29 protein-coding genes are annotated in these 25,119 nt (G+C 68.3%); 20 read left to right on the forward strand and 9 right to left on the reverse strand.

Translation table 11 applies throughout. From position 1 onward, the window contains the following. The first annotated feature begins 24 nt into the window (after nt 1-24). The 3 genes from ACT7B3_RS03620 to ACT7B3_RS03630 all read left to right on the forward strand — a co-directional run bounded on the left by ACT7B3_RS03620 (nt 25) and on the right by ACT7B3_RS03630 (nt 2,073). Nucleotides 25-294: a monovalent cation/H+ antiporter complex subunit F gene (locus ACT7B3_RS03620; RefSeq protein WP_444678336.1), complete on the forward strand. Its 270-nt coding sequence runs from the start codon at nt 25-27 to the stop codon at nt 292-294. Continuing rightward, nucleotides 287-691 (forward strand): monovalent cation/H(+) antiporter subunit G, encoded by a 405-nt coding sequence (mnhG, locus tag ACT7B3_RS03625; RefSeq protein WP_444678335.1) that lies wholly within the window; start codon nt 287-289, stop codon nt 689-691. Before ACT7B3_RS03620 ends, mnhG begins: the two co-directional genes overlap by 8 nt. A gap of 104 nt (nt 692-795) precedes the next feature. Continuing rightward, nucleotides 796-2,073, forward strand: a complete 1,278-nt coding sequence (locus ACT7B3_RS03630) for a lytic murein transglycosylase (protein ID WP_445156873.1) — start codon at nt 796-798, stop codon at nt 2,071-2,073. A gap of 45 nt (nt 2,074-2,118) precedes the next feature. Here ACT7B3_RS03630 and ACT7B3_RS03635 read toward each other — a convergent pair whose 3' ends face one another. Then, nucleotides 2,119-2,703, reverse strand: coding sequence for a hypothetical protein (locus ACT7B3_RS03635; protein WP_445156874.1), 585 nt, complete (start codon nt 2,701-2,703; stop codon nt 2,119-2,121). A gap of 154 nt (nt 2,704-2,857) precedes the next feature. On the opposite strand from ACT7B3_RS03635, the gene rloA3 reads away from it, so the two are divergent. Then, nucleotides 2,858-3,472 carry a retropepsin-like aspartic peptidase RloA3 gene (gene rloA3 / locus ACT7B3_RS03640; protein ID WP_444678332.1) on the forward strand — a complete coding sequence of 205 codons (615 nt, stop codon included), beginning with the start codon at nt 2,858-2,860 and terminating at the stop codon, nt 3,470-3,472. An 11-nt stretch (nt 3,473-3,483) separates the two neighbouring features. Here rloA3 and ACT7B3_RS03645 read toward each other — a convergent pair whose 3' ends face one another. After that, nucleotides 3,484-4,197: a 16S rRNA (uracil(1498)-N(3))-methyltransferase gene (locus tag ACT7B3_RS03645; RefSeq protein WP_445156875.1), complete on the reverse strand. Its 714-nt coding sequence runs from the start codon at nt 4,195-4,197 to the stop codon at nt 3,484-3,486. A gap of 92 nt (nt 4,198-4,289) precedes the next feature. Here ACT7B3_RS03645 and phaR point away from each other — a divergent pair, with 92 nt between their 5' ends. The 6 genes from phaR to coq7 all read left to right on the forward strand — a co-directional run bounded on the left by phaR (nt 4,290) and on the right by coq7 (nt 8,880). Continuing rightward, nucleotides 4,290-4,781, forward strand: coding sequence for a polyhydroxyalkanoate synthesis repressor PhaR (gene phaR, locus ACT7B3_RS03650; protein WP_444678331.1), 492 nt, complete (start codon nt 4,290-4,292; stop codon nt 4,779-4,781). 161 nt (nt 4,782-4,942) lie between these two features. Further along, nucleotides 4,943-6,238, forward strand: a complete 1,296-nt coding sequence (gene purD / locus ACT7B3_RS03655; RefSeq protein ID WP_445156876.1) for a phosphoribosylamine--glycine ligase — start codon at nt 4,943-4,945, stop codon at nt 6,236-6,238. Nucleotides 6,239-6,273: 35 nt separating this feature from the next. Then, complete coding sequence (locus ACT7B3_RS03660) at nt 6,274-6,714, forward strand: acyl-CoA thioesterase (RefSeq protein ID WP_444678330.1); 441 nt, start codon at nt 6,274-6,276, stop codon at nt 6,712-6,714. Then, on the forward strand, nt 6,714-7,586 hold the full coding sequence (locus tag ACT7B3_RS03665) for a phosphoribulokinase (RefSeq protein ID WP_445156877.1): 873 nt from the start codon (nt 6,714-6,716) through the stop codon (nt 7,584-7,586). The genes ACT7B3_RS03660 and ACT7B3_RS03665 overlap by 1 nt, the downstream gene beginning before the upstream one ends. Nucleotides 7,587-7,745: 159 nt before the next feature. Beyond that, complete coding sequence (locus ACT7B3_RS03670; protein WP_444678329.1) at nt 7,746-8,090, forward strand: histidine triad nucleotide-binding protein; 345 nt, start codon at nt 7,746-7,748, stop codon at nt 8,088-8,090. A 145-nt stretch (nt 8,091-8,235) separates the two neighbouring features. Continuing rightward, a complete protein-coding gene (gene coq7 / locus ACT7B3_RS03675) occupies nt 8,236-8,880 on the forward strand; it encodes a 2-polyprenyl-3-methyl-6-methoxy-1,4-benzoquinone monooxygenase (protein WP_445156878.1) in 645 nt (214 codons plus the stop codon). Nucleotides 8,881-8,952: 72 nt separating this feature from the next. Here coq7 and ACT7B3_RS03680 read toward each other — a convergent pair whose 3' ends face one another. From ACT7B3_RS03680 to ACT7B3_RS03690, 3 genes are all read right to left on the reverse strand, one after another. Further along, complete coding sequence (locus ACT7B3_RS03680; protein WP_445156879.1) at nt 8,953-9,372, reverse strand: OsmC family protein; 420 nt, start codon at nt 9,370-9,372, stop codon at nt 8,953-8,955. A 65-nt stretch (nt 9,373-9,437) separates the two neighbouring features. Beyond that, a complete protein-coding gene (gene murU / locus ACT7B3_RS03685) occupies nt 9,438-10,106 on the reverse strand; it encodes an N-acetylmuramate alpha-1-phosphate uridylyltransferase MurU (protein WP_445156880.1) in 669 nt (222 codons plus the stop codon). Beyond that, nucleotides 10,103-11,143, reverse strand: coding sequence for an aminoglycoside phosphotransferase family protein (locus tag ACT7B3_RS03690; RefSeq protein WP_445156881.1), 1,041 nt, complete (start codon nt 11,141-11,143; stop codon nt 10,103-10,105). The genes murU and ACT7B3_RS03690 overlap by 4 nt, the downstream gene beginning before the upstream one ends. A gap of 139 nt (nt 11,144-11,282) precedes the next feature. Here ACT7B3_RS03690 and ACT7B3_RS03695 point away from each other — a divergent pair, with 139 nt between their 5' ends. The 8 genes from ACT7B3_RS03695 to ACT7B3_RS03730 all read left to right on the forward strand — a co-directional run bounded on the left by ACT7B3_RS03695 (nt 11,283) and on the right by ACT7B3_RS03730 (nt 19,163). Next, nucleotides 11,283-13,724 carry an LPS-assembly protein LptD gene (locus ACT7B3_RS03695; RefSeq protein ID WP_445156882.1) on the forward strand — a complete coding sequence of 814 codons (2,442 nt, stop codon included), beginning with the start codon at nt 11,283-11,285 and terminating at the stop codon, nt 13,722-13,724. Between the two features lie 45 nt (nt 13,725-13,769). Further along, on the forward strand, nt 13,770-14,435 hold the full coding sequence (locus ACT7B3_RS03700) for a SurA N-terminal domain-containing protein (protein WP_445156883.1): 666 nt from the start codon (nt 13,770-13,772) through the stop codon (nt 14,433-14,435). Then, a complete protein-coding gene (gene pdxA / locus ACT7B3_RS03705) occupies nt 14,435-15,499 on the forward strand; it encodes a 4-hydroxythreonine-4-phosphate dehydrogenase PdxA (protein WP_445156884.1) in 1,065 nt (354 codons plus the stop codon). The genes ACT7B3_RS03700 and pdxA overlap by 1 nt, the downstream gene beginning before the upstream one ends. Nucleotides 15,500-15,524: 25 nt before the next feature. After that, complete coding sequence (rsmA, locus tag ACT7B3_RS03710) at nt 15,525-16,337, forward strand: 16S rRNA (adenine(1518)-N(6)/adenine(1519)-N(6))-dimethyltransferase RsmA (protein ID WP_445156885.1); 813 nt, start codon at nt 15,525-15,527, stop codon at nt 16,335-16,337. Beyond that, nucleotides 16,334-16,732: a Co2+/Mg2+ efflux protein ApaG gene (gene apaG, locus ACT7B3_RS03715; RefSeq protein WP_445156886.1), complete on the forward strand. Its 399-nt coding sequence runs from the start codon at nt 16,334-16,336 to the stop codon at nt 16,730-16,732. Before rsmA ends, apaG begins: the two co-directional genes overlap by 4 nt. Before the next feature lie 48 nt (nt 16,733-16,780). Further along, on the forward strand, nt 16,781-17,608 hold the full coding sequence (locus ACT7B3_RS03720; protein WP_444678324.1) for a symmetrical bis(5'-nucleosyl)-tetraphosphatase: 828 nt from the start codon (nt 16,781-16,783) through the stop codon (nt 17,606-17,608). A 90-nt stretch (nt 17,609-17,698) separates the two neighbouring features. Further along, nucleotides 17,699-18,028 carry a thiosulfate sulfurtransferase GlpE gene (gene glpE / locus ACT7B3_RS03725; RefSeq protein ID WP_444678323.1) on the forward strand — a complete coding sequence of 110 codons (330 nt, stop codon included), beginning with the start codon at nt 17,699-17,701 and terminating at the stop codon, nt 18,026-18,028. Further along, nucleotides 18,015-19,163, forward strand: coding sequence for a polynucleotide adenylyltransferase (locus ACT7B3_RS03730; RefSeq protein WP_445156887.1), 1,149 nt, complete (start codon nt 18,015-18,017; stop codon nt 19,161-19,163). The genes glpE and ACT7B3_RS03730 overlap by 14 nt, the downstream gene beginning before the upstream one ends. 15 nt (nt 19,164-19,178) lie before the next feature. On the opposite strand, the gene ACT7B3_RS03735 is transcribed toward ACT7B3_RS03730, so the two are convergent. The 3 genes from ACT7B3_RS03735 to folB are packed head-to-tail and all read right to left on the reverse strand — an operon-like array spanning nt 19,179 to nt 21,031. Beyond that, nucleotides 19,179-20,108 carry an exopolyphosphatase gene (locus tag ACT7B3_RS03735; protein ID WP_445156888.1) on the reverse strand — a complete coding sequence of 310 codons (930 nt, stop codon included), beginning with the start codon at nt 20,106-20,108 and terminating at the stop codon, nt 19,179-19,181. 60 nt (nt 20,109-20,168) lie between these two features. After that, nucleotides 20,169-20,666, reverse strand: coding sequence for a 2-amino-4-hydroxy-6-hydroxymethyldihydropteridine diphosphokinase (folK, locus tag ACT7B3_RS03740; protein ID WP_445156889.1), 498 nt, complete (start codon nt 20,664-20,666; stop codon nt 20,169-20,171). Beyond that, nucleotides 20,666-21,031 carry a dihydroneopterin aldolase gene (gene folB, locus ACT7B3_RS03745; RefSeq protein WP_445156890.1) on the reverse strand — a complete coding sequence of 122 codons (366 nt, stop codon included), beginning with the start codon at nt 21,029-21,031 and terminating at the stop codon, nt 20,666-20,668. Before folB ends, folK begins: the two co-directional genes overlap by 1 nt. 131 nt (nt 21,032-21,162) lie before the next feature. Here folB and plsY point away from each other — a divergent pair, with 131 nt between their 5' ends. Beyond that, nucleotides 21,163-21,753, forward strand: a complete 591-nt coding sequence (gene plsY / locus ACT7B3_RS03750) for a glycerol-3-phosphate 1-O-acyltransferase PlsY (RefSeq protein WP_444678320.1) — start codon at nt 21,163-21,165, stop codon at nt 21,751-21,753. A 2-nt stretch (nt 21,754-21,755) separates the two neighbouring features. Here the strand turns inward: plsY and tsaD are convergent, their stop codons facing one another. Then, a complete protein-coding gene (gene tsaD, locus ACT7B3_RS03755; RefSeq protein ID WP_444678319.1) occupies nt 21,756-22,793 on the reverse strand; it encodes a tRNA (adenosine(37)-N6)-threonylcarbamoyltransferase complex transferase subunit TsaD in 1,038 nt (345 codons plus the stop codon). 258 nt (nt 22,794-23,051) lie between these two features. Here tsaD and ACT7B3_RS03760 point away from each other — a divergent pair, with 258 nt between their 5' ends. Beyond that, nucleotides 23,052-25,043 (forward strand): methyl-accepting chemotaxis protein, encoded by a 1,992-nt coding sequence (locus tag ACT7B3_RS03760; protein WP_445156891.1) that lies wholly within the window; start codon nt 23,052-23,054, stop codon nt 25,041-25,043. Nucleotides 25,044-25,119 lie beyond the last annotated feature (76 nt).

A 25,119-nucleotide genomic window follows, 5' to 3' on the forward strand; every position in this document is an offset into this window, starting at 1 on the left:
GCCTGCCGATGACGAGAGAGTGATATGGAGACTGTGATCCTGATCAGCCAGGTGCTGATGAGCCTGGCCCTGGTGCTGGCATTCGTGCGCGTGGTGCGGGGCCCTAGCCTGCCCGACCGCGTGGTGGCGCTGGAGCTGTTTGCCAGCATCGTGGTGGGCCTGGTCGGGGTCTATGCGATCAAGGTGGATGTCTCCAGTTTTCTGGATGCCGCCATCGTGATTGCGCTGATGGGCTTTCTCGCCGCCATCGGCTTTGCCCGTTTCCTGGAGCGAGGAGGTCCGCGCGATGATTGAGGTGATCAAGGGCTTTCTGGTGCTGACCGGGGCTATCTTCATGCTGCTGGCCGCGCTCGGCATCCTGCGCCTGCCGGATCTGCTGACGCGCATGCACGCCACCACCAAGGCGGCAGCGCTGGGGGTGATCCTGATCATGCTGGCGGTGGCGCTGCACTTCGCCGAGGTGGCGGTCATGGCACGGGCCTTCGCCATCATCGTATTCGTGCTGATGACGGCGCCGGTGGCGGCCCACGTGATCGGCCGGGCGGGCTACTTTGTCGGCTCGAAACTGTGGGCCGGCACCGTCAAGGATGAGCTACGTCCCAATTACGACCCGCTGACCCATGAGCTGAAGAGCGGTCTCGAGACCGAAGCCAATGCGATTCACCAGTCCCGCGACGACGATCCGCGCTGAGGCGGGCGTTACATAAAAGCCACGTTCCGTGGGGCTTGGATACTGGCCTGGTTTGCGCTTCTGAGCCATTATCGGTGCCAAATCGGCTTAGGAACGTCATCACCATGATTCGCCAGACATTACCCGCCTCACTGCTGCTCGTGCTGCTGGCCGGCTGCCAGAGTCCCCCGGTCCAGGAGGCTGTGGCCAGCGGGTCTGAGCCCTCCGCGACGGCTACCCAAGGGCAGGCGGCGTCGGCAGCGCCACAGGCCGAGCCGGCGGCACCGGCCGATTTCCAGGCATGGCTGGCGTCATTTCGGCGCGATGCCCGGGCCGAGGGCGTCAGCGAGGCGACCTTGGAGCGTGCCCTGACCGGTGTTCGCTATCGCCCGCGCGTGATTGAGCTCGATCGCTCGCAGCCCGAGTTCGTCCGCCCGATCTGGCAATACCTCGACTCTGCCGTGTCCGCCGCCCGGGTCAGCCAGGGGCGCGCCAAGCTCGATGAGCACCGCGCCACCGCGCAGCGCATGGCCCAGCAATACGGCGTGCCTGCCGAGGTGATCGTGGCGATCTGGGGAATCGAGAGCAATTACGGGGGCAACTTCGGCGACTTCTCTACCCTGGAGGCTCTCGCTACCCTGGCGTTCGACGGCCGCAGGCGGGATTTCGCCCGCGGCGAGCTGATGGCTGCGCTGCGGATTATCGATGCCGGGGATATCGCCCCCGAGCGCATGGTCGGCTCCTGGGCCGGGGCCATGGGGCATACGCAGTTCATTCCCTCGAGCTTCGAGTCCTACGCCGTGGATGGTGACGGCGACGGGCGGCGCGACATTTGGGGCAGCATCCCCGATGTCATGGCCTCCACCGCCAACTACCTGGCGCGGGCCGGCTGGCAGCCCGGCGAACCCTGGGGCGTGGAGGTGCGTTTGCCGGCGCAGTTCGACTACGCCCAGACCGAGCTGAGCACCCGGCGCTCGAGCCGCGAGTGGGCCGACCAGGGCGTGCGCAGCCTCAGCGGTGCCGCGCTGCCGGCCTTCGACCAGGCCTCGGTCATCGCGCCCGCGGGTGCGCAGGGGCCGGCCTTCCTGGTCGGGCCCAATTTCCGCGCCATCCTGCGCTACAACAACGCCACCAGCTATGCCTTGGCCGTGGGCACCCTGGCGGATCGCATCGCCGGGCGTGGCGGCATCCAGTCCGACTGGCCGCGTGATGAGCAGCCGCTGAGCCGCAGCCAGGTTCGCGAGCTGCAGCAGGCCCTGAATGCGCGGGGCTTCGATGTGGGCACCCCCGACGGCATCATGGGGCCCAATACACGCAGCGGGCTGCGCCGGTACCAGCAGTCCATCGGCGTCACGCCGGATGGCTTCGCCACGGTCAGCCTGCTGCAGCGGCTGCAGCGCTAGCTGCACTCGGCCCCGGCGTGATTGCCGGGGCCGACAGTATCGGAATCAGTTGGTCGACCAGCGGTCGAAGGTTTCGCTGATGGTACGGCCGGCTCGATCAGCGCCCTCCTGGGTGCGCTGCCAGGCCTCGTCGGCGGCATCGCCGACGCGGTGTGCGCCGCGCTGGGTCTGGTGCCAGGCGCTCTCGGCGCCTTCACCGGCGCTGTGCCACACTTCGCGCGTGCGCTCGCGGGCCATATCCCACCACTGGGCGTCGTAGCGCGGCATCTCGTCCAGCGCATCGGCATCGATGTGCACGATGATGTCATGGGCGGTCTCGCCCTCTTCCTCGTGATTGACGAGGCGGAAGTGCGCATTGGTGAGCACCAGGCGGTCGCCGTTCTGGCCCACCTCATCGTGGGTATCGACGACCAGCGCGTGGACCCGCTTGTCGTCGCCCATCAGCATATCGAAGACGCTGCTGGGCGGGCTGTCGGGGGCCGATTCGAAGTGCACGTCGGCATTGAAGATGGCGCGTGCCGAATAGAGGCCCTGGGGATCGTATTGGGCGTGGGCAGCGAGCGCCAGGCTGCCCATGACCAGGCCGGCGGAGACGGCGAAGGCCGTCTTAGTCAGGCGTTGCATCCGCATGGTATTGCCTCCTTGTGGTACGTTTCACCCTTCCAGTGTAGACGACGACCTTTCTGCAGCGCCGAGCGCCGCCAGGCGAACGGCGAGCCTTACTGGCTGGCGCTCCGCCATCCGGCGGGGCCAAGACCAGCAACACAACAGGGAGTGTGGTGGTATGAAGCATCGTTTCGCATCAATGCGTGCATTTTCCGGGCGTGGACTGATCGTGGCCGGTAGCCTGCTGCTGGCCGGCTGGGCCGGTTCACTGGCGGCGGACGAACGGCCGGTGTTCGGCTGGGTCGAGAAAGGCACCCTGGAACCCTGGGGCGTCGAGGTCAAGACCAAGCTCGACAGTGGGGCGCTCACCTCGTCGCTGGATGCGCGTGACATCGAGACCTTCGAACGGGACGACGAGGAGTGGGTACGCTTCCGCCTGGAGCTGACCGATGAAGCGAGCGGTGAGGCGTTCGAGGAGCAGCTGGAGCTGCCGCTCTATCGCGACATTCGCGTGCGCGGCGCCGGCGGGCGCGACGAGCGTCCCGTGGTGCTGATGAAGATCTGCATGGGCGGTACCGTCTACGAGGAGCAGTTCAGCCTGCGTGACCGCGAGGAGATGATCTATCCCATACTGCTGGGGCGTCGCACCATCGGGCACCTGGGGCTGCTCGATGTGACCCGCACCTTCTTGCAGGCCCCGGGCTGCGATGCCGACTCCGACGTGATGCGCTACGAGGATGAGAGCGACGAAGAGCTCGAGGACGAAGAGGAGTTCGAGGACGACGAGGCCTAGGCACGGCTCGTTCAGAACAGCCGGGCAAGCAGGGCGGTGACCGCCGTCTCTACGCGCAGGATGCGGGGGCCAAGGTGGATGCCCTCGCAGCCGGCTTCGAGCAGTCGCGCCACCTCGTGGGGGATGAACCCCCCTTCCGGTCCCACCAGCAGCAGGGTGGGTTCGTCGATGCCGCGGGGGCACGCCTGCGGCATGCCGGGGTGAGCGAGCAGGCCACGGCGTCCGGCCAGCAGTCCCGGCAGCTTGTCCTCGATGAAGGGACGAAAGCCCTTGGCCAGCTCGACTTCGGGCAGGATCGTGTCACGTGCCTGCTCCAGCCCCAGCACGAGGTGCTGGCGAATCTTCTCGGCCTCGAGTTCCGGCGACTGCCAGTAGCTTTTCTCCACTCGGCGAGTGTGCAGCAGGGTGATCTGCTTCACCCCCAGCGCCGTGACGTGTTCCAGGCTGCGGGCCAGCATGCGCGGCCTGGGCAGCGCCAGCACTAGGTGCACCGGCAGGGGCGGCGGCGGGGGCTGGTCCAGGCCTTCCAGGGAGAAGTGTGCCTCGTCGTCGCTCAGCAGCGTCAGCGTACCGCGCCCGACGCCGCCCCCTTCCACGCCAAGGGTGAAGCAGTCGCCGGGGCGGGCGCGGTGAACCTCGCGCAGGTGCTGCAGGCGGCGCGGGTCGCGCACGCAGGCCAGGTGCGGCTGGGGAACATCCTCGGCGGCCAGCAGAATCAGGTTCATCGCATCTCGTTGAGTCAGTTGGTTTTGCAAGGGCGGTGGCGCGGTGCACAATACGCTTAGGGCAAGCCTGCCTACCGACAAGGAGTGCCACTGTGCGCGTAATTCGCAAGTATGCCAATCGTAGGCTCTATGATACCCAACAGAGCCGCTATGTGACGCTCGAGGATCTGCGCCGCCTGATCCTCGACGAGGAGCCGTTTCGGGTCGAGGACGCCAAGAGCGGTGAAGACCTGACCCGCACCATCCTGCTGTCGATCATCATCGAACAGGAGCAGGCGGACGGCGAGGCCGAGGTTTTCTCCAACGACCTGCTGGCCCAGTTTATTCGCGTCTACGACATGGCCCAGCCGCTACCGCTGGCGCGCTATCTGGAGCAGGGCACGCGCCTGATGCTCGAGCAGCAGAAACGCATGCAGGACCAGTGGCAGCAGGCCATGCGTCACTCGCCCATGGAGCTGATGCGGGAAATGGCCGAGGAGAACATGAAGTTCTGGCAGCAGGCGATCGGCCAGGGGCAGGCGGACAAGAAGGATCCCGGCACGCCAGGCGACGACAAGCAGCGGGATGACCCTACTGACCGATAGCGGCGTCGGCAGCGGCTTTCTGCCATAATGCCGCGATGTTTCCCCCGGACGGATGCCGTGGCCGGCCGCCTGGCCGTGCGCAAGGCGCCTGGACGTTTGACAGGCTCGGTACGCCGCGCCGACTTCACAGCCCGACAGTATCGGTATAGGTAGAGCAGCGGATGAAGGTTCTGATCATCGGCGGCGGTGGCCGCGAACACGCCCTGGCCTGGAAGGTCAGCCAGTCCCCCCGGGTCGAGGGTGTCTTCGTGGCTCCCGGCAATGCCGGCACGGCGCGCGAGCCAGGCTTGACCAACGTGGCCATTGAGGTGAGCGAGCTCGAACGGTTGGTGGCGTTTGCTCGTGACGAACGTATCGCGCTGACCATCGTCGGCCCAGAGGCGCCACTGGTCGAGGGGGTGGTGGACCGTTTCCGCGAGGCGGGGCTGGCCATTTTCGGCCCCACCCAGGGCGCCGCCCAGCTCGAGGGATCCAAGTCCTTCACCAAGGACTTCCTGGCGCGCCACGCCATTCCCACCGCGGCCTACCGCACCTTCACCGAGGTCGAGCCGGCGCTGGCCTACCTGGCCGAGCAGGGCGCACCCATCGTGATCAAGGCCGACGGCCTGGCGGCGGGCAAGGGCGTGATCGTGGCCATGACCCTGGCCGAGGCCGAGGCCGCGGTGCGCGACATGCTCGAGGCCAACGCCTTCGGCGATGCCGGCGCCCGGGTGGTGATCGAGGAGTTCCTCGAAGGCGAGGAGGCGAGCTTCATCGTCATGGTCGACGGCACCACGGTGCTGCCCATGGCCACCAGCCAGGACCACAAGCGCGCCCTCGACGGTGACCAGGGGCCCAACACCGGCGGCATGGGCGCCTACTCGCCGGCCCCGGTGGTGACCGACAGCGTGCATGAACGGATCATGCAGCAGGTCATCATGCCTACGGTGCACGGCATGGCGGCGGAGGGGCATCCCTACACCGGCTTCCTCTATGCCGGGCTGATGATCGACGCTGAAGGCAACCCCAAGGTGATCGAATACAACTGCCGTTTCGGCGACCCGGAAACCCAGCCGATCATGCTGCGGCTGCGTTCCGACCTGGCCGAGCTGTGCCTGGCCGGGGCTCGTGGCGAGCTGGCCGGGCATACCTGCGACTGGGACCCGCGCGCCGCGATCGGCGTGGTGATGGCCGCCGCCGGCTATCCCGGGAGCTATCCCAAGGGCGACGCGATCACCGGCCTCGAGGCAGCGGCCGCCACCGGTTGCCTGGTGTTCCATGCCGGCACCGCGGAGAACGATCAGGGTCAGGTAGTGACCAGCGGTGGGCGGGTGCTGTGCGTGACGGCGCTAGGCGAAGGGGTCTCCCGTGCGCGCGACCTGGCCTATGCCGGCGTCGCCGAGATTCACTGGAACGGGGCGCAGTTCCGCCGCGATATCGCCTATCGGGCCATCGAACGGGAAACGCGGCGCGACTGACAGGACCCGGCCACTACGAGCATCAGGGAGCGAGAATGGAACGCATCAAGCTGGATTTCCCGGAAACCGCCATCCTGCACCGTCATCCGCTGACGGTGCGTATCACTGACATGAACTACGGCCGGCACCTGGGCCATGACACCCTGGTATCGCTGCTGCACGAGGCGCGCATCCAGGCGTTCGGTGCCCTGGGCCTGACCGAGTGGGACATGGGCGGCTTCCCCAGCGTGGTGGCCGATCTCGCGGTGCAGTATCAGTCCGAGGCACGTTGGCCGGATGCGCTGGTGATCGAGACGGCCATTCCCGAGCCGGCGGGCAAGGCGATGACCGTCTACCAGCGGATCCTTCATGCCGAAGGCGGCCGGCCGGTGGCCACGGCGCGCCTGAACGTGATGCTGGTCGACCCCGCTCAAGGGCGCAGCGTGGCCATTCCCGAGGGCGTGCGCCAAGCCATCGCCGGGGCGGAGCGCGCCTGATGTCGCGCGAATACCCGATCATCGCGGTCACCGGCTCTTCGGGGGCCGGGACCACTACCGTCAGGCGCACCTTCGAGCGCATGTTCGCCCGCGAGGACGTGCATGCCGCCTTCGTGGATGGCGACGCCTTCCATCGCTATACCCGCGACGAACTGGCGCGCATCTACCGCGAGGAGCCGGAGCGCAAGGACCAGCTCTCCCACTTCGCCGTGGAAGCCAACCTGCTGGACCGCCTCGAGGCGCTGTTCCATGAGTACGGCGAGGAGGGAACCGGCACCTATCGGCACTATATCCACGCCGAAGACAAGCAGATGATCGAGGCCGGCCAGCGGGTCGGAACCTTCACCGAATGGCAGCCGCTGCCCTGCGGCACCGACCTGCTGTTCTACGAGGGGCTGCACGGGGGGCTGGTGACGGCCGAGCACGATATCGCCCGCCACGTGGATCTGCTCGTCGGGGTGGCGCCGACCATGAACCTCGAGTGGATCCAGAAGATCGACCGCGACATCAAGCTGCGCGGCTACTCCCAGGAGGCGGTGATCGACACCATTCTGGGGCGCATGAACGACTATGTGCGCTACATCCAGCCGCAGTTCTCGCGCACCCATATCAATTTCCAGCGCGTGCCCACGGTGGATACCTCCAACCCCTTCGAGGTGCAGGACATCCCCAATGACGCCGAGTCGTTCGTGGTGATCCGCTTTCGCGACCCCTCGACGGTGGACTTCCCCTGGCTGCTGGCGATGATCCAGGATGCCTTCATGAGCCGCCCGCACACCCTGGTGGTGCCCGGGGCGCGCATGTCGCTGGCCATCGAGCTGATCCTGGCGCCGCTGGTGCGTCACCTGCTGGCTCAGCGGCGCTTTCGCTGAGGCCGGTGCCAAAGTGTCTCAACGGTAATGCGTCGAAGCATCAATGTGTCGAAGCGTCAACGTGTCTAAGCTCAATGACGTTGGCGAAGCCCCGCCGCGCTTGCCCGGCGCCGGGCCGGCCTCGCCCTCAACCCATGTGATCCCAAGGAGCACAAGCCGATGCAAGACTGCCTGTTCTGCAAGATCATCCAGCGCCAGATCCCGGCCGACATCGTCTACGAGGATGAACATGTCCTGGCCTTCCGCGACATCAACCCGCAGGCGCCGACCCATATCCTGATCATCCCCAAGCGGCATATTGCGACCCTCAACGATATCGAGGAAACCGACCTGGCGCTGGTCGGACGACTGCAGTTCACCGCCGCCAGGCTGGCCCGTGAGCTGGGCTTTGCCGATGCCGGCTACCGGGTGGTGATGAACTGCAATGACCAGGGTGGGCAGACGGTCTATCATATCCATATGCACCTGATGGGCGGTCGACGCTTCACATGGCCGGCTGGCTAGCCGGCGCTCTGCGGATCCTTCCGCGCGCGTCGCGGCGTGCGACGCATCAGGTGCACCTGCTTCCGACGGCACGGCCGGGCTCAGCCGCCCAAGGGAGAGGCAGCGATGCCTGCCGATGCCGTGCCAAGATCGTCAAGAGGGTGAGATGAACCGCCACTATTCCCGCGCCGACAACCTGATCCACCAGTTCGACACCGTGATGCGTACCCTGATCCCGGGCACCGCCCGCTCGTCGCGGCCTTCGCCGGTCACTGCCGATGTCCAGGACGAGCCGATGACGGTGGAGGAGCGTCGCCACGCCGCCGGGCTGATGCGCGTCAACCATACCGGAGAGGTGTGCGCCCAGGCGCTCTATCAGGGCCAGGGTTTCACCGCGCGGCTGCCCGAAGTGCGTGCCCAGATGGAGCAGTCCGCCCAGGAGGAGATCGATCACCTGGCCTGGTGCGACGAGCGGCTGCGGGAACTCGACAGCCACCCCAGCGTGCTCAACCCGCTGTTCTATGCCGCTTCCTTCGGCATGGGGGCGGTGGCGGGCGCCATCGGCGACCGCATCAGCCTGGGCTTCGTCGCCGCCACCGAGGAGCAGGTCGGCAGGCACCTGGAGGATCACCTGGTCAGGCTGCCGCCCGGCGACCATCGCTCCCGGGCGGTGCTGCGCCAGATGGCCATCGACGAGGCGCACCATGCCCAGCTCGCCCTGGAGGCGGGCGGGGTGCGTTTCCCGGCCCCGGTGAAGTTCGGCATGTCGCTGATGTCCAAGGTGATGACCAAGAGCGTCTATCGCTGCTAGGACGGCAAGGGCGTTCCCAGCCGCACAGGGCCCGCCATTGGCGGGCCCTGGCGTTTCAGCGCGTGGGGAGCCTCAAGCTTCCTCGATGGTGAACGAGTGGCTTAGCGCCACGCCCCCCTTGGCCAGCATGATCGAGGCGCTGCAGTACTTTTCGGCCGACAGCTCCACGGCACGCTTGACCTGGCTCTCCTTGAGGCTGCGCCCGGTGACGGTGAAGTGCACGTGGATCTTGGTGAAGACCGCCGGGACGGCATCGGCACGCTCCGCCTCCACCTGGGCGCTGCAGTCGGTCACCTCGGCGCGCGATTTCTCGAGGATCTCCAGCACGTCGAAGGAGGCACACGCGCCCATGCCCATCAGCAGCAGCTCCATGGGGCGGGGGCCGGTATTGCGGCCGCCGTGGTCCGGCGGGCCGTCGATGACCACACAGTGGCCGCTGCCGGACTCGGCCACGAACTGGCGGCCGTCGGTCCACTTGACGCTGGCTTTCATGGGGTACGTTTCCTTGCAGGTAGTGAACGGGTGATGGCGCAGCATAGCACCCCGCGGCGCGGCGCTCAGCCCCGGCTGCGCAGCGCCTGGTCGAGCTCGGCCAGGCGCTGCGGCGTGCCGACGTCGACCCAGCCGCCGCGATGGTGGGTGCCGCCGACCCGCCCCGCCGCCATGGCCTGGCGCAGCAGCGGGGCCAGGGGGAAGGCGCCCGGCGCCTGGCTGGCCACCAGCGCCGGGTCGAGCAGGCTGATGCCGGCGAAGGTGAGCCGCGGCCCGCCGTTCGCCTGCACGCGGCCGGCCGCGGTCAGGTGGAAGTCGCCGTCGGGATGGTGGTCCGGGTTGTCCACCAGCACCAGATGCGCGAGATCGCGCCCAAGGGCCGGCAGCCCGCGCGGGTCGAGGTCGCACCAGACGTCGCCGTTGACGAGCAGGAACGGGGCCTGGCCCAGCAGCGGCAGCGCCTGGCGAAGGCCGCCGCCGGTCTCCAGCGGCTCGGCTTCCCGGCTCCAGGCGATCGATACGCCGAAGGCGGCGCCGTCGCCCAGCGCCTGGAGGATCTGCTCGGCGCGGTAGCTGACGTTGATCACCACCTCCTCGATGCCGGCCGCCGCCAGGCGCTCCAGGTGGTGGACGATCAGCGGCTTGCCGGCGACCGGCAGCAGCGGCTTGGGGCAATGGTCGGTCAGCGGGCGCATGCGCGTGCCGAGCCCGGCCGCCAGGATCATTGCCTTCATGGCGCCGGCTCCGCGGCGTCGAGGGCCAGCCGGCGCGCCATGGCGGGCTGGAAGTGGTCGACGAGCCATTGCCGGAAGGCGGCGTGCTCGGGCAGGTCGGCGAGGCTGTCCTGGAGGTGGGCGAGGAAGTGCGGCAGGCGCTCGAGGTAGCCGCTGCGCGCGTCGCGCAGGGTCAGGCGGCAGAAGATGCCGAGTACCTTGAGCGCGCGCTGGGCGGCCATGGCCTGTACCTGGCGGTGGAAGGTGGCCTCGTCCAGGCTGCCGCTCAGCCGGCCTTCGGCAACCGCCCGGCGGCGGAAGGCGGCGACCCAGGCGGCGAAGCGGTCGGCCGGGAAGCGGCAGTAGCGCCCGCGCAGCAGCGAGATCAGGTCGTAGCTGATGGGGCCGGCCACGGCGTCCTGGAAGTCGATCACGAAGAGCCGGTCGTCGCGGACCATCAGGTTCATGGCGTCGTAGTCGCGGTGCACCGTGACCACCGGCTGGGCCAGGGCGGCTTCCACCAGCGCCGTGCGCAGGGCGGGCCAGCTCGGCGGAGGCGGCAGCGCCAGCCAGCGCTCGAGGCACCAGTCGGTGAACAGGTCGAGTTCACGGCCCAGCAGCTCGGCATCATAGGCGGGAAGGGCGCTCGGGTTGGCGCGGTTCTGCAGTTCGTGGATCAGCGCCAGGGCGTGCTCGTGCCAGGCCAGCGTGTCCGGGTGGGCCTCGCCGGCCAGGCGCGCCTGCAGCGGCGTGTCGCCGAGGTCCTCCAGTTCCAGGAAGCCGGCCTCGAGATCGGCGGCGTGCAGTACCGGCACCGGCAGCCCCCCAGCGTGCCAGCGCCGGGCGATCTCGACGAAGGCGCGGCTGTCCTCCTTGTCCGGCGGGGCGTCCATCAGCATGCGCGTGGCGCCGCCTGGCAGGGTCAGGCGGAAATAGCGGCGAAAGCTGGCGTCGCCTGCGGCCAGGCGCAGGTCGAGTGCAGCGAGGGGAAGTCCATGCCGCTCGGCGGCCCAGCGGCGCAGGGCATCGAGTCGCGGCGAAGTGTCGGCCTGGGGCATGCGGGTTCCTCGGTAGTCTCGGGCGGTGGCGGTTGACGCCCGCTGGGCACCGCCGCATGCTGACCCGCTCAAGGAGCATACGACAGGCTGGATGCGGCCTGTATAATACCGATTCTCTTCGCCAAGGACATCGAGGGACATGGGCAAGCGACACGCAGGTGGCACTTGGGTTGGGCTGATCGCTTCCGCATTGGCGCTGGGAACGTCGCAGGCGGCGGCGCTCGAGCCCCTGCCGGCCGCCGAGCTGGACTGGCGCCCCTGGGGCGAGGATCGCCCGGCCGGCGCACTGTGCCGCGGCACCTACGTGATGCCGGCCTACCGGCTTCCCGCCGCCGATGCCCCGGACGTGGTGCAGACCGAATCCGATTCGGCCTACCACGGCGAGCAGGGCGAGGTCAGCCTGGCCGGCGAGGTGGTGCTGCGGCGTGGCGACAGCCAGCTCGAATCCCCGCGGGTGAGCGTGCCGGCCAGCCGCGAAACCGCCCATGCCGAAGGCCCCCTGGCGCTGCGCGACATCAACCTGCTGGTGCGCGGCGACGAGGCCGAGGTCTCGCTGGTCAGCGATGCGGCCCGCATTGCCTCGGCGCACTACGTGCTGCACGACGAGTTCCTGCGCGGCAGCGCGCTGCAGCTCTCGCGGCTCGAGGATGGCCGCTTCCGGCTCTCGTCGGCCAATTTCACCACCTGCGAGCCGAGCAACGAGCTGTGGCGGCTGGCCACCAGCGACCTGGTGCTGGATCGCGAGAGCGGCTTTGGCACCGCGCGCCATGCACGCCTCGAGCTGGGCCAGGTGCCGGTCTTCTACTGGCCCTGGGTGCGCTTTCCCATCGATGACCGCCGCCACACCGGTTTCCTGTGGCCCGAGTTCGGCGTCTCCAGCGGCGGCTTCGACCTGTCCACGCCGTTTTACTGGAACATCGCGCCCAACCAGGATGCCACCCTGACGCCGCGCTGGATCAGCGATCGTGGCCTGCTGCTGGGCGGCGAGTATCGCTACCTCTTCCCCACCGATGCCGGGCAGCTGGAGGGGGCCTACCTGGCCAATGACGGCGGCGGCACGGATGAGCCGGGCTCGCCGTCGCGGCGCTACGAAGGCGAGGAGCGCTGGTACCTCGACTATCACCACAGCGGCTATTTCGATGCGCGCACGCGCTACAACCTGCGCTACGGCGCCGCCAGCGACGGTCGCTACTTCAATGATTTCGGCAGTGTCTTCGGCGACGACCCCGACAACCTGCAGCGTCTGGCCCAGATCGGCTACCAGGGCGAGCAGTGGCGGCTCGATGCCCGGGCCCAAGGCTTCCAGCGCCTGGACGACCCGCTGCGCGACAGCGACAAGCCGTTCTATCGCCTGCCGAGCCTGACGGCGAGTTCCCGCTGGGCGCTGCCGGCGGGGGCCTACCAGGAGTGGCGCTCCAACCTGACCTACTTCTGGCGCGACGTGGACCCCAACCGCGTACCGTTGCGCGAGGCGGCGACAGGCAGCCGCCTGCACCTTTCGCCGGCCACCGGCTGGCGCTTTGACGAGAGCTGGGGCCATCTCGAGCCGCGGGTGGAGTGGCTCTATACCGCCTACGACCTCGACTACGGAGCGCGCGACACCGATCGCGACACCGCGCCCCAGCGGGCCGTGCCGGTCTCCTCCATCGATGGCGGGCTGGTCTTCGAGCGCGAGCTGGACCTGGGCGGGCGCGACTATCGCCAGACGCTGGAGCCGCGGCTCAACTACGCCTATGTGCCGGCCCGCGACCAGAGCGAGTTCCCGAGCTTCGACGCCAGCGAGCGTGCCTTTTCGTGGAACCAGCTGTGGTCGCCGTATCGCTTCTCCGGCGCCGACCGGGTGGGCGATCTCAACCGGGTGTCGGTGGGCCTCGATTCGCGCCTGATCGAGGATGCCCGCGGGCGCGAGCGGCTGGCCGTCGGCGTGGGGCAGGCGTTCTACTTCGACGACCGCTACATCGACATGAACGGCGACCCCGATACGCTGCCGCGTGCGCCGGAGGCGGGCGGTAACTTCATACGCTACTACACGGCCACCCGCGACCGCTCGCCGCTGGTGGCGCGGCTCGACTGGCGCATGACCGACGCCTGGCGCAGCCGCTGGGAGTGGCTCTACGACGACCACCTGCAGCGCACCGAGAGCACGTCGCTCAGCCTGCACTATCGCAGCCCGGCCGGCCACGTAGTGAACCTCGGCTACCGTTGGGAGCTCCAAGGCTTCGACCCCTCGGTGCAGCCCGGCGATGACGACTTTCGTAACTACAACCGCGAGGAGTACGACCTGTCGTTCGCCTGGAAGGCGTCGCACCGGGTCGACCTGATCGGGCGAGCGGTCTACGACCACACCAACCGCCGCTTCCTCGAGCAGCTCGGCGGGGTGCAGTGGAACGACTGCTGCTACGGCGTGCAGCTCGTGTGGCGCGAGTGGGTCGAGAACAACGATTCGGCGCGCATCGACAACGACACCACCGAACGCGGCCTGTTCCTGCGCTTCGTCCTCAAGGGGCTGGGCGGGGTGGGCGGCGACGCCGGCAACTACTTCGAACGGGCCATACCCGGCTACCGGGCCACGGCCTTCTAGCATCGTGACACTATGACACGCATCACCATGAGAGGAATGAACGACATGCGCACACCGCGAAATGCCGCCCTGGGGGCGCTCCTGGCCGCGGCGATCTGGCTGGGCGGCGTGCCGCTGGCGGCCCAGGCCCAGGACTTCCAGCCAGTGCAGCGGCAGTCGCTGGATCGCATCGTGGCGGTGGTCAACCAGCAGGCGATCATGCACAGCCAGCTGGAAGAGCGGCTGGCCCAGGCCCGCAGCCAGATCGCCGCCCAGGGCCAGGGCCTGCCCCCCGAGGCCATGCTGCGCGAGCATGTGCTCGAGCAGATCATCCTCGAGGAGGTCCAACTGCAGCTGGCCGAGAACGCCGGCCTGCGCGTCGACGATACCGAACTTAACCGCCAGATGCGTGCCATCGCCGAAAGCAACGGCATGTCCCTGGACCAGTTTGCCGACGCGCTGGAAGCCGACGGCCTGACCATGGCGGCGGTGCGCGAAGAGGTGCGCCGCGAAATGCTGCTGCACGAGCTGCACCAGCGCCAGGTGGGCAGCCGCGTCAATGTCAGCGAGCGCGAGGTCGAGCGCTTCATCGAGCAGCAGGGCGGCACGGTCAGCCGCGAGCAGGCACGCCAGATGGTGTTCCAGCGCAAGGCCAACGAAGCGCTGGACGCCTGGATCCAGGAGGTCCGCGCCGAGGCGTTCGTCGACAACCGCCTGAACAGCGGGCGCTGATGGCTCGCCCGCAGCCCGCGTCGCCGTCTCCCGTGCTGGCCGTCACCACCGGCGAGCCGGCCGGCATCGGCCCGGAGCTGACCCTTCAACTGGCCGCCGCCGAGGCGCTGCCGGCGGCGCTGGTAGCGGTGGGCGACCCGCAGCTGCTGGCCGAGCGCGCGGGCCTGCTGGGTCTCGAGGTCGCGCTGCCGCTGCTGGCGCCGGGCATGGCGGTGCCGGCCCATCGGCCGGGCGTGCTGCCGGTGTGGCCGGTGGCGCTGCGCGAGCCGAGCCGGCCGGGGCGGCTCGCCACGGGCAATGCGGCCTACGTGCTCGAGACCCTCGACGTGGCCATCGCGGCATGCCGCAGCGGGCAGGCCGACGGCATGGTGACCGCGCCGCTGCACAAAGGCGTGATTCTCGATGCCGGCCACGCCGGCTTTCGCGGCCACACCGAGTACCTGCGCGACGCCTGTGGCGTCGACGAGGTCGTGATGATGCTGGCCACCGACAGCGCGCTGCATGCACGGCAGCCGGAGTGGGCGCAGGGCAAGGCGCTGCGGGTGGCGCTGGCTACCACGCATCTGCCGCTGCGCGAGGTCGCCGAGGCGATCAGCGGGCCGGGGCTGGCACGCATCCTGCGGATCCTGCACGACGACCTGCAGCGCTGGTTCGGCATCGAGGCACCGCACATCGCCGTCTGCGGGCTCAATCCCCACGCCGGCGAAGGGGGGCATCTGGGCCGCGAGGAGCTCGACGTCATCGCGCCATGCCTCGAGCGGCTGCGCCGGGAGGGGCTGCACCTGGAGGGGCCGCTGCCGGCCGACACCCTGTTCACACCGCGCCACCTGGCGGGGGCGGATGCCGTGCTGGCGATGTATCATGACCAAGGCCTGCCGGTGCTCAAGTACGCCGGCTTCGGCCGCGCCGCCAACATCACCCTGGGCTTGCCGCTGGTGCGTACCTCGGTCGATCACGGCACGGCGCTGGACCTGGCCGGGCGAGGCGTGGCCGATCCCGGCAGCCTGCGCGTAGCCGTGGCGCTGGCCGCCGACATGGCGCGGCGCGGTGCAATTAACTCCTGAAGAACCTCACGACAAGGACACTTTCATGGCTGTGCGCCCGCCCGTCCATCGCGCCCGCAAGCGCTTCGGTCAGAATTTCCTGCGCGACCCCGGCATCATCTCGCGCATCGTGCGGGCCATCCAGCCGCGCCCGGGCGATCGCCTGGTGGAGATCGGGCCCGGCCAGGGGGCGCTGACCGAGCCGCTGCTCATGGCCGCCGACGGCCACCTCGAGGTGATCGAGCTGGACCGCGACCTGGTGCCGGGGCTGCGTGTGAAGTTCTTCAACCAGCCGGGCTTCGTGGTTCATGAAGGCGATGCGCTGAAGTTCGACTTTCGCGCGCTGCGCGGCGAGGGTGCGGCGCTGCGCGTGGTGGGTAACCTGCCCTACAACATCTCCACGCCGCTGATCGCGCATCTGCTCGATGCCGGCGATGCCATCGCCGACATGCACTTCATGCTGCAGAAGGAAGTGGTCGAACGCCTGGCCGCCGAGCCGGGCGGACCCGATTGGGGGCGCCTGTCGGTCATGGCGCAGTATCGCTGCCGCGTGGACTCGCTGTTTCTCGTGCCGCCCGAGGCGTTCGTACCGCGGCCCAAGGTCGATTCGGCCATCGTCAGACTGACTCCCCATGCCACGCTGCCGCATCCCGCCAAGGACGAGGCGCTGCTGTTCCAGCTGGTACGCCAGGCCTTCGCCCAGCGGCGCAAGACCTTGCGCAATAACCTCAAGGGGCTGGTCGAGGCGGAAGCGCTCGAGGGGCTGGGCATCGACCCGGCGCGCCGACCGCAGACGCTTGGCATCGACGAGTACGTGCGCATCGCCAACCATCTGGCCGACGCGGAGGTGAGGCCATGACCCAGCCGACCGGCACGGCGCCCGCCGAGGAGATCTTCGTCGATGTGGTGCCCACCTTTCGCGAGGAGGAGTCCTCGGCGGGTGAGTCGCGCTACGTGTTCAGCTACACCGTGACGATCCACAACCGCTCGGCGCACAGCGTTCAGCTGCTGGCACGTCATTGGAAAATCACCCAGGGCAGTGGCAAGGTGCAGGAAGTGCGCGGCAAGGGCGTGGTGGGCCAACAGCCGCTGATCGGCCCCGGCCAGACCTTTCGCTACACCAGCCGTGCCATCCTCGACGGCCCGGTAGGCGTGATGGAGGGTGCCTACACCTGCATCGAGACGGCCACCCAGCGCCCCTTCGAGGTAACCATTGCGCCGTTTCGCCTGGCCAACCCCAGTCAGGTTCACTGAGCGCCGCCCAGGGATTCGCGCGTCGTAGAGCAGAGAAAAGGGAGAGTCATGACCACCTACGCCATTGGAGACCTGCAGGGCTGCCACGCGGAATTCGTCGAGCTGCTCGAGCGCATCGAGTTCGAGCCGCGCCGCGATCGCCTCTGGGTCGCGGGCGACCTGGTCAATCGCGGCCCGGCCTCGCTCGACTGCCTGCGCGAAGTGCAGCGCCTGGGCGATGCCGCCCGGACGGTGCTCGGCAACCATGACCTGCATCTGCTGGCGGTGGCCCGCGGCGGGGCGCGGCTCAATCGCAAGGATACCCTTGGCGGCATCCTGGAGGCGCCCGACCGCGAGGCGCTGCTTGACTGGCTGCAGGCGCAGCCGCTGCTGGTGCGCGCAGCCGAAGCCGGCCAGGATGCCACCGTGATGACCCACGCCGGGCTGCTGCCGCAGTGGTCGCTCGACGAGGCCGAGGCGCTCGCCGGGGAAGTGGCCCAGGCGCTTTGCGGCGAGCGCAGCGGCGCCTTCCTCGAGCGCATGTACGGCAACCAGCCGGCCTGCTGGCAGGCCGAGCTGGAAGGCATCGACCGGCTGCGCGCCATCGTCAACGTGCTGACGCGCATGCGCTTCATCGACGCGGCAGGCTGCCTCGACTTCCACGCCAAGGAGGGGCTCGACAGCGCCCCCGCAGGCTTCGCCCCCTGGTTCTGCTATCCACGCCAAGACGACGCCCGCCTGGTGTTCGGGCACTGGGCGGCCCTGGAGGGTCAGGCACCGGGCGCCAGGGTGCGGGCCGAAGCCCTAGACACCGGCTGCGTGTGGGGCGGCAGCCTGACTGCGCTGAACCTGACCACGGGCGAGCGGCTGCAGGTTCCCAGCCGCCAGCACCGCTGAACGGCGGAGCAAAAAAGAGCGCCAAGCAGGGCGTTAAGAAAAGGCGACAAGCCAAGGCGACAAGAGCGCAAAGCCAGAAAGGAGAGCCCCATGGCATTTCACCACCTCGATATCGCCACGCTGCAGGCGTGGCTCGAGCGCGAAAAACCGCTGACGCTGGTCGATATTCGCGACCCGGCGAGCTTCGGTGCGGGCCATATTCCCGGCAGCGCCCACCTCGACAACGATAGCGTCGCGGCACTGCTCGCGGCCGCCCCGCGCGACCAGCCACTGGTGGTGGTCTGCTACCACGGCCACTCCAGCCAGCAGGCGGCGGCCTGGCTGGCCGGCCAGGGCTTCGACACGGTCTACAGTCTCGACGGCGGCTTCACCGAATGGGCGCACCGTCACCCTCAGCGGATCGATCGTGACTCCGCATGACGCCGCATGCGACCGCCGCCTGCAGGGGCTGGCGGTCTATCGCGTCGGCGGTGCGGTGCGCGATGCCCGGCTGGGCTGGCCCGTCGCCGACACCGACTGGGTCGTGGTGGGTGCCACCCCAGAGCAGCTGCGCCGGCGCGGCTTTCGCCCGGTAGGGCGCGACTTTCCGGTTTTTCTGCACCCCGATACCCATGAGGAGTACGCCCTGGCGCGTACCGAGCGCAAGTCGGGCCACGGCTATACCGGCTTCGAGGTGCATGCCAGCCCCGAGGTCACGCTGGAGGAGGACCTGGCCCGGCGCGACCTCACCCTCAATGCCATGGCCGAGACGCCGGAGGGTGAGCTGATCGACCCCTACGGCGGCCTGGCGGACCTAGAGGCGCGGGTGCTGCGACATGTTTCGCCGGCCTTCGTCGAGGATCCGCTGCGCGTGCTGCGCACGGCGCGCTTCCTGGCCCGCTACGCTTCGCTCGGCTTCGTCATCGCCGGGGAGACGCAGCGGCTGATGCAGGCGCTGGTGCAGAGCGGCGAAATTGGTCATCTGGTAGCCGAGCGGGTCTGGACCGAGACGGAAAAGGCGCTGGGGGAACCGCAGCCGGCGGTCTATTTCGACACCCTGGCGGCGTGCGGAGCGCTAGACGTGCTGATGCCCGAGCTGAGCCGTGATACGGCGACGCTGTCCCGGGCGCTGGCGAGAATGGCGCGGCTGCCGCCCGAACTTGCCGACGCCGAGCGGCCACGCTGGCGCTGGGCGCGGCTGGTCGAGCATCTCGACGATGCAGCCCGTGACGCGTTGGCTGAACGGCTGCGCCTGCCGCGGGCCTACCGTGACCTGGGGCGGCAGGCGGCATTGACGCGGCAGCTGCGCGAGCTGGCCGCGCCGGATGCCGATGCGGTGGAGGCCTGGTTCGGCGGCATCGATGCCTGGCGGCGCAGCGAGCGGGTCTCGCCGCTGCTGGCGCTGATGGCACTGGACGCCCCTGAGCTGGCTAATCGGCTCGCACGCGCCTGGGCCAAGGCCGCGGCGTTAGAGGCGAAGGCGCTGGTAACGGAAGGCTTTTGTGGCGGGGCGCTGGGCGAGGAGCTGGCCCGGCGGCGCCGGGCCATCATCGAGGCCGAGCTGGAGGCGCCGTAGCCAGCTCGGGAAGGCTCAGCCGTCGGCGTTGATACGCGCGATGATCTCGCCCAGTCGGGCTTCGGCTTGATCGTTGTCGATCTGGCAGGTGCCGGCGTTGAAGTGCCCGCCGCCGCCGTACTCCAGGCACAGCTGACCGACATTGGTGCGGCTGCTGCGATCGAGGATCGACTTGCCGATGGCGAAGACGGTGTTCTGCTGCTTGAGGCCCCACATCACGTGGATGGAGATGTTGCACTCGGGGTAGAGCGCATAGATGACGAAGCGGTTAGTGGCGTAGATGGTCGCTTCGTTGCGCAGGTCTAGCACCACCAGCTTGTCGTGCACCCGCGCGCAGCGCTCGATCTGCTCTCGCGCCAGCTTGCCGTGCTCGCGGTAAAGGTCGATGCGCTCGCGCACGTCGGGCAGATCGAGAATCTGCTCGATCGAGTGATCTCGGCAGTAGTCGATCAGCTTCATCATCAGCTGGTAGTTAGAGATGCGGAAGTCGCGGAAGCGGCCGAGCCCGGTGCGGGCGTCCATGATGAAGTTGAGCAGCACCCACCCCTGCGGGTCGAGCACCTCGTCGCGGCTGAACTGGGCCGAATCGCCCTTGTCCACCGCCTCCATCATGTCGTCCCAGCGCTGGGGAAACGCCTGGTGGCCGCCGTAGTGCCGCCACACCACCCGTGCCGCCGAGGGGGCTTCGGGGTCGATCACATGGTTGTCGGCGCGATCGACGTTGCGCAGCGTCTCGCTCAGGTGGTGGTCGAAGGCGAGGTGGCAGCCGGCCACATAGGGGAGGTTGGTGGTGATGTCGCGTTCGCCGATGGCGATCTTGCCATCCTGCATATCCTTGGGATGGACGAAGAGAATGTCATCGATCAGGTCGAGGTGCTTGAGCAGGGCTCCGCAGACCAGACCGTCGAAATCGCTGCGCGTGACCAGGCGAAACTTGGCGGACATTGCCGACTCCTTCTTGTTGTCGGTTTTTCGAGTGCACTGCGCGTGAGTCTACCGCAATAGTTAACTATTGCTAACTAATGTAACGGGCCACAGGCGCTGGTTGTCCGCCCGGAATTCGGACCACAGTTCGGCGTAGCGGCGTCCCGCTACGGGGTGGGGGGTGTCGGGCAGCAGCTCGGCGAGCGGCAGCAGCACGAAGGCGTGATGCAGGATCTCGTCGCGTGGCAGCATGACACCGTCGTGCTCGCCGACCAGGTCGCCCACCGTCAGCAGGTCAATGTCCAACGTGCGCGGGCTGAACTTGGGCGTGCCGTCCCGTCGGCCGTGCTCGCGCTCGATGCGCTTGCACCAGGCCTGGAGCTCGCCCACCGACCAGTCGCTGTCGAAGACGACCACCAGGTTGTAGAAATTGCGCCCGTCCTCGAAGCCTACCGGCTCGCTCTCGTATACCTGCGATACCGCCAGGTGGCCGAAGGTGGCGGCAAGCGCCGCCAGACAGGCCTGCACATGGTATTCGCGCTCGATATTGCTGCCGATGCTGACGCTGACCAGGGCCATCAGGGGGCCTCCGGCCGCGTGCCGCGCTCGATGCGCACGCCGACGGCCGCGGCCGTGGCGACTGCGCCGGGCTTGCGCACGGTCAGGCGCAGCCAGGGAATGGCGAACTCTGTCTTCAGCAGCGCCGCCAGGCGCTCGGCGAAGGTTTCCACCAGCGCGAAGTCATGTGCTTCGGCGAAGCGGGCGATGCGCTGGCTGATGGCGGCATAGTCCAGGGTCAGCGCCAGATCGTCCGCTGCCGCCGCGGGGCGAATGTCGGTGGCCAGTTCCAGGTCGAGCACCAAACGTTGGCGTAGGCTGCGCTCCCAGTCGTAGACGCCAATGACCGTCTCGATCTCGAGCGATTCGATCAGTACGCAATCCATGGGCGGCTTCCGTGTCGGCTTTAGGGGGTCCGATTGTACGTGAGCGCTTTCGGCGAGGACAGCGCACGGCGCTGTTCCCGTGGCGGCGGGGCTGGCAGAATCGGGGCATTAACCAGGGAGGTGCGGGTGGCGTGACGTTAGAGGCAGGACTGCTGCTGAGTTTGATGCTGCTGGGATACCTGTGCGGCTCCTGGCTGGGGGCGCTGTGGGTATGTCGGTTGGCTGGCGTGGGCGACCCGCGCCGGGCGGGCTCCGGCAACCCCGGCTTTTCCAACGTGCTGCGCCTGCATGGGCGAGGGCTGGCCGCCCTGACCCTGCTGCTGGATGCCGCCAAGGGCATGCCGGTACTGTGGCTGTCCATGGCGCTGGGGCTGGCGCCCTGGGCACAGGGCATGGTCGGGCTGTCCGTGCTGCTGGGTCACAGCTTTCCGCTCTGGCATCGTTTTCGCGGGGGCAAGGCGGTGGCCAGCGCCTTTGGCGTCATGCTGGTGCTGACGCCCTGGGTGGCGCTGTGCTGTGCCCTGCTGTGGGCGCTGTTGGCGTGGAAGGTGCGCACCGCGGCGATCGCATCGCTGGCCAGCGCCGCGGTCGCCCCGCTGGCCAGCCTATGGCTGGCCCCGGCCTACGTGGGGGTAGTGCTGGTCTTCACCGGCCTGGTACTGCTGCGCCATCTGCTCAATATTCGCCGTCTTGGCCGGGGTGACGAACCCAGCCTGCATTGAGCCTAGGGCTTGGCAGGCGGCAGCAGGCTTTCCATGGGCCAGCGCGGCACCGCTTTCATCTGGCCTACGACATCGTGCTCGCCGGCCAGCAGCCGCTGGGCGCCGGTGTAGGCGATCATCGCACCGTTGTCGGTGCAGAAGCGTCCGCGCGGGTAGTAGACCTGCGCACCGCGCTGGCCCGCCTCGTACTCCAGGCGCTCGCGCAGCCGCGCGTTGGCGCTCACGCCGCCCGCCATCACCAGCCGCTTCAGGCCGGTGTCGTCCAGCGCGCGCCGGCACTTGATCACCAGTGTATCTACCACCGCTTCCTCGAAGGCCCGCGCCACGTCTGCCTTGGCCTGGTCGTCCAGATCGTCGGCCTGTTCGAGCTGGCGCAGGGTGGTCAGGGTGTGGGTCTTGAGCCCGGAAAAGCTGAAGTCGAGGCCGGGACGGTCGGTCATGGGCCGCGGGAAGCGGAAGCGCGTCGGGTCGCCGGCTTCGGCCAGGCGAGCCACCTGCGGGCCGCCGGGATAGGCCAGCCCCAGCATCTTGGCGGCCTTGTCGAAGGCTTCGCCAGCGGCATCGTCCACCGACTCGCCTAGCAGCCGATAGCGGCCCAGGCCCTGCACCTCCACCAATTGGGTATGCCCGCCGGATACCAGCAGGGCGACGAAGGGAAACGCCGGCGGAGCCTCCTCGAGCATAGGCGCCATGAGGTGGCCTTCCATGTGATGCACCCCAAGCACCGGAATGCCAAGGGCGCGCGCCATGCCGTGGGCGGTGCTGGCGCCGACCATCAGCGCACCGACCAGGCCGGGCCCGGCGGTGTAGGCGATGGCATCGAGCTGGTGGCAGCTGATGCCGGCACCGTCGAGCACTTGCTGGATCAGCGGCAGCAGGCGGCGGGTATGGTCGCGAGAGGCGAGTTCGGGCACGACGCCGCCAAACTCGGCATGCATGGCCACCTGGCTGTAGAGCGCGTCGGCGGTGAGGCCACGCTCGGTATCGTAGATCGCGACGCCGGTTTCATCGCAGGAGGTTTCGATGCCAAGGACTCGCATGGTTCAGGCTCATGAAAAAGTGGGAGGCGGACATTCTAGCAAACTCACCGGAGCCTCGGCTGGCGTTAGTGCCGGGAGCGGAAAAGCAAGCCCTGAGTTTGGGTGCCATTCAACGCCTTGCCTCCGATCGAGGCTGAAGTGTTATCGGAAAACTTGATCTGAATCATGGGGATAATCGGGTATTGGCCTAGGCTGCGGGGTTGGGAACAACAATAACAAGCTTGGCAGAGCGCTGCCGGCGCGTCTCGGGGGATCGTCATGCACCTGTTTCGTCATATTTCCATCGGCCACAAGATACTGCTGGCGCTGATGCTGCCGCTGCTGGCCATGGGAGGCTTCGCCGGCCTGCAGGTGGTAGAGCGTCAGCAGCTTGCCAGCAGCATGAGCCAGCTGCACCAACTCACCGGCCTGGCCCTGACCGCCGGTGATCTGGTCCATGAGCTGCAGCGCGAGCGGGGCGGTAGTGCCATCTTCCTTGGTACCCAGGGGCGCCAGTACGGCGCCGAGCTGCAGGCGCAGCGAGCGCAGACAGACCGACGAATCGAGCGTTTCGAAACGCGACTGCAGGCGCTGGGGCAGGGCGATGGCAGCGATCCTGCCTGGCAGACGATGGGGGTCGTCAGGGATCACCTTGCCGGTCTGGCCGCACTTCGCCAACGGGTGGATGCCCACGCGGCCTCGGCCTCCGAGGTGACCGGCCGCTATACCGAGCTCAACGCCGAGCTGATCGGGATCGTGGGGCGGCTCACCCATGTCACCGGTGAGGCGCAGACCACTCGCAGCCTGGCAGCCTACTACAGCCTGCTGCGCGCCAAGGAGCTGGCCGGCATCGAGCGGGCGCTACTCTCGGGCGCGTTCGGAGCGGACCGCATCGATGGTCAGGCGTACCAGCGCTTCGTCTCGCTGATCGGTGCCCAGGACGCACAGCTGAGCACCTTCCAGATCCTCGCCTCCTCGTCGCAGCGCGCGCTGCTCGCTACTCAGCTGGCCGGCCCTGAGGTCGAGCGGCTGGAAGCGCTTCGGGAAACGGTGCTGCTCAGTGCCGCTCGCCAAGGCTTCGGCATCGACCCGGAGCGCTGGTTCGAGTGGCAGTCGGTCAAGATCGATCGTCTCAAGGTCGTCGAGGATACCGTCGCCGAGAGCGTACTGGCGCTGGTGGCCGGGCTGCGCGACGGCGCTCGGCGCGACCTGGTGAGCAACGGCGTGATAGCCGCCGTGATCGCGGGGCTGGTGGTGCTGGTGGCGGTGTCGATCGGGCGCAGCACCGTACTGCGGCTGCGCCAGACGGCGCAGGCCATGCGCGAGATTGCCGAAGGCGACGGCGACCTGACGCGCCGCCTGAGTGTGACTCACCATGACGAGATCGGTAGCCTCGCTGCCCAGTTCAATGCCTTTGCGGCGCGCATGCAGGGGCTGCTGCTGGACGTCAAGGAGAGCGCCCAGCGGGTCTATCTCAGCGCCGAGGAGATCGCCCAGGGGAGCGAGACCCTGGCCACCCATGCCGAGCAGGAGGCGTCGAGCCTGCAGGAGACCTCGGCTTCCATGGAGCAGATCACCGCGACGGTCAACCATAGCGCCGACTCGGCCCAGCAGGCGGACGCGCTGGCACAGTCCACCGCCGAGGTGGCCCGCAGGGGGAAGGCTGCCATGCAGGAGGTGGGCGGCACCATGGAAGACATCAGTACGTCTGCGGGGCGTATCGGCGAGATCATCACGCTGATCGACAGCATCGCCTTCCAAACCAACATCCTGGCCCTCAACGCCTCGGTGGAGGCGGCCCGCGCCGGCGAGCACGGGCGCGGTTTCGCCGTGGTGGCCCAGGAAGTGCGCACCCTGGCCAGCCGCAGCGCCAATGCCGCCCACGAGATTCGTCAGCTGATCGATGTCTCGGTAGTGAATACCCAGCGTGGGGCGCAGATCGTGGAGCATGCCGGCGCGACCATGGAGGAGATACTCACTAGCGTCGAGCGGGTCAGTGCGGTGATTGCCGAGATCAGCGCCGGCGCCCGCGAACAGAGCGCAGGCATCGTTCAGGTCAACCAGGCTGTCGGCGAACTGGATGGCAACACCCAGCGCAACGTCGCTCTGGTGGAGCAGACTTCCAACGCCGCTACCGACATGCGCGAGCAGGCCGAGCACCTCAATGCCTTGATGAACGCCTTCGTCCTGGGACAGCGTGAGCGGTGCGAACCCGAAGCAGCCTCCTCGCAGCCGGCTCCCTGGGAGAAGCCGCTGCCGGCGCTGGCCTGAGCGCCAGGAGCAGGATGGCACGGCGAAGCGAGACGGCAAAGGGCGAGCCGAGGCGCAGCCGCTGTGCCAGGTGTGG

Source organism: Halomonas sp. E14 (assembly GCF_052568415.1).

Coding starts and splice junctions, on each gene's coding strand:
- glpE (WP_444678323.1), top strand. CDS start 17,699: ATGGCATTTCACCACCTCGATATCGCCACGCTGCAGGCGTGGCTCGAG.
- rloA3 (WP_444678332.1), top strand. CDS start 2,858: ATGAAGCATCGTTTCGCATCAATGCGTGCATTTTCCGGGCGTGGACTG.
- ACT7B3_RS03645 (WP_445156875.1), bottom strand. CDS start 4,197: ATGAACCTGATTCTGCTGGCCGCCGAGGATGTTCCCCAGCCGCACCTG.
- ACT7B3_RS03680 (WP_445156879.1), bottom strand. CDS start 9,372: ATGAAAGCCAGCGTCAAGTGGACCGACGGCCGCCAGTTCGTGGCCGAG.
- coq7 (WP_445156878.1), top strand. CDS start 8,236: ATGAACCGCCACTATTCCCGCGCCGACAACCTGATCCACCAGTTCGAC.
- ACT7B3_RS03660 (WP_444678330.1), top strand. CDS start 6,274: ATGGAACGCATCAAGCTGGATTTCCCGGAAACCGCCATCCTGCACCGT.
- ACT7B3_RS03720 (WP_444678324.1), top strand. CDS start 16,781: ATGACCACCTACGCCATTGGAGACCTGCAGGGCTGCCACGCGGAATTC.
- ACT7B3_RS03630 (WP_445156873.1), top strand. CDS start 796: ATGATTCGCCAGACATTACCCGCCTCACTGCTGCTCGTGCTGCTGGCC.
- ACT7B3_RS03665 (WP_445156877.1), top strand. CDS start 6,714: ATGTCGCGCGAATACCCGATCATCGCGGTCACCGGCTCTTCGGGGGCC.
- ACT7B3_RS03670 (WP_444678329.1), top strand. CDS start 7,746: ATGCAAGACTGCCTGTTCTGCAAGATCATCCAGCGCCAGATCCCGGCC.
- purD (WP_445156876.1), top strand. CDS start 4,943: ATGAAGGTTCTGATCATCGGCGGCGGTGGCCGCGAACACGCCCTGGCC.
- ACT7B3_RS03760 (WP_445156891.1), top strand. CDS start 23,052: ATGCACCTGTTTCGTCATATTTCCATCGGCCACAAGATACTGCTGGCG.
- ACT7B3_RS03700 (WP_445156883.1), top strand. CDS start 13,770: ATGCGCACACCGCGAAATGCCGCCCTGGGGGCGCTCCTGGCCGCGGCG.
- folK (WP_445156889.1), bottom strand. CDS start 20,666: ATGGCCCTGGTCAGCGTCAGCATCGGCAGCAATATCGAGCGCGAATAC.
- tsaD (WP_444678319.1), bottom strand. CDS start 22,793: ATGCGAGTCCTTGGCATCGAAACCTCCTGCGATGAAACCGGCGTCGCG.
- pdxA (WP_445156884.1), top strand. CDS start 14,435: ATGGCTCGCCCGCAGCCCGCGTCGCCGTCTCCCGTGCTGGCCGTCACC.
- apaG (WP_445156886.1), top strand. CDS start 16,334: ATGACCCAGCCGACCGGCACGGCGCCCGCCGAGGAGATCTTCGTCGAT.
- ACT7B3_RS03690 (WP_445156881.1), bottom strand. CDS start 11,143: ATGCCCCAGGCCGACACTTCGCCGCGACTCGATGCCCTGCGCCGCTGG.
- ACT7B3_RS03620 (WP_444678336.1), top strand. CDS start 25: ATGGAGACTGTGATCCTGATCAGCCAGGTGCTGATGAGCCTGGCCCTG.
- ACT7B3_RS03735 (WP_445156888.1), bottom strand. CDS start 20,108: ATGTCCGCCAAGTTTCGCCTGGTCACGCGCAGCGATTTCGACGGTCTG.
- ACT7B3_RS03635 (WP_445156874.1), bottom strand. CDS start 2,703: ATGCGGATGCAACGCCTGACTAAGACGGCCTTCGCCGTCTCCGCCGGC.
- rsmA (WP_445156885.1), top strand. CDS start 15,525: ATGGCTGTGCGCCCGCCCGTCCATCGCGCCCGCAAGCGCTTCGGTCAG.
- mnhG (WP_444678335.1), top strand. CDS start 287: ATGATTGAGGTGATCAAGGGCTTTCTGGTGCTGACCGGGGCTATCTTC.
- ACT7B3_RS03695 (WP_445156882.1), top strand. CDS start 11,283: ATGGGCAAGCGACACGCAGGTGGCACTTGGGTTGGGCTGATCGCTTCC.
- murU (WP_445156880.1), bottom strand. CDS start 10,106: ATGAAGGCAATGATCCTGGCGGCCGGGCTCGGCACGCGCATGCGCCCG.
- folB (WP_445156890.1), bottom strand. CDS start 21,031: ATGGATTGCGTACTGATCGAATCGCTCGAGATCGAGACGGTCATTGGC.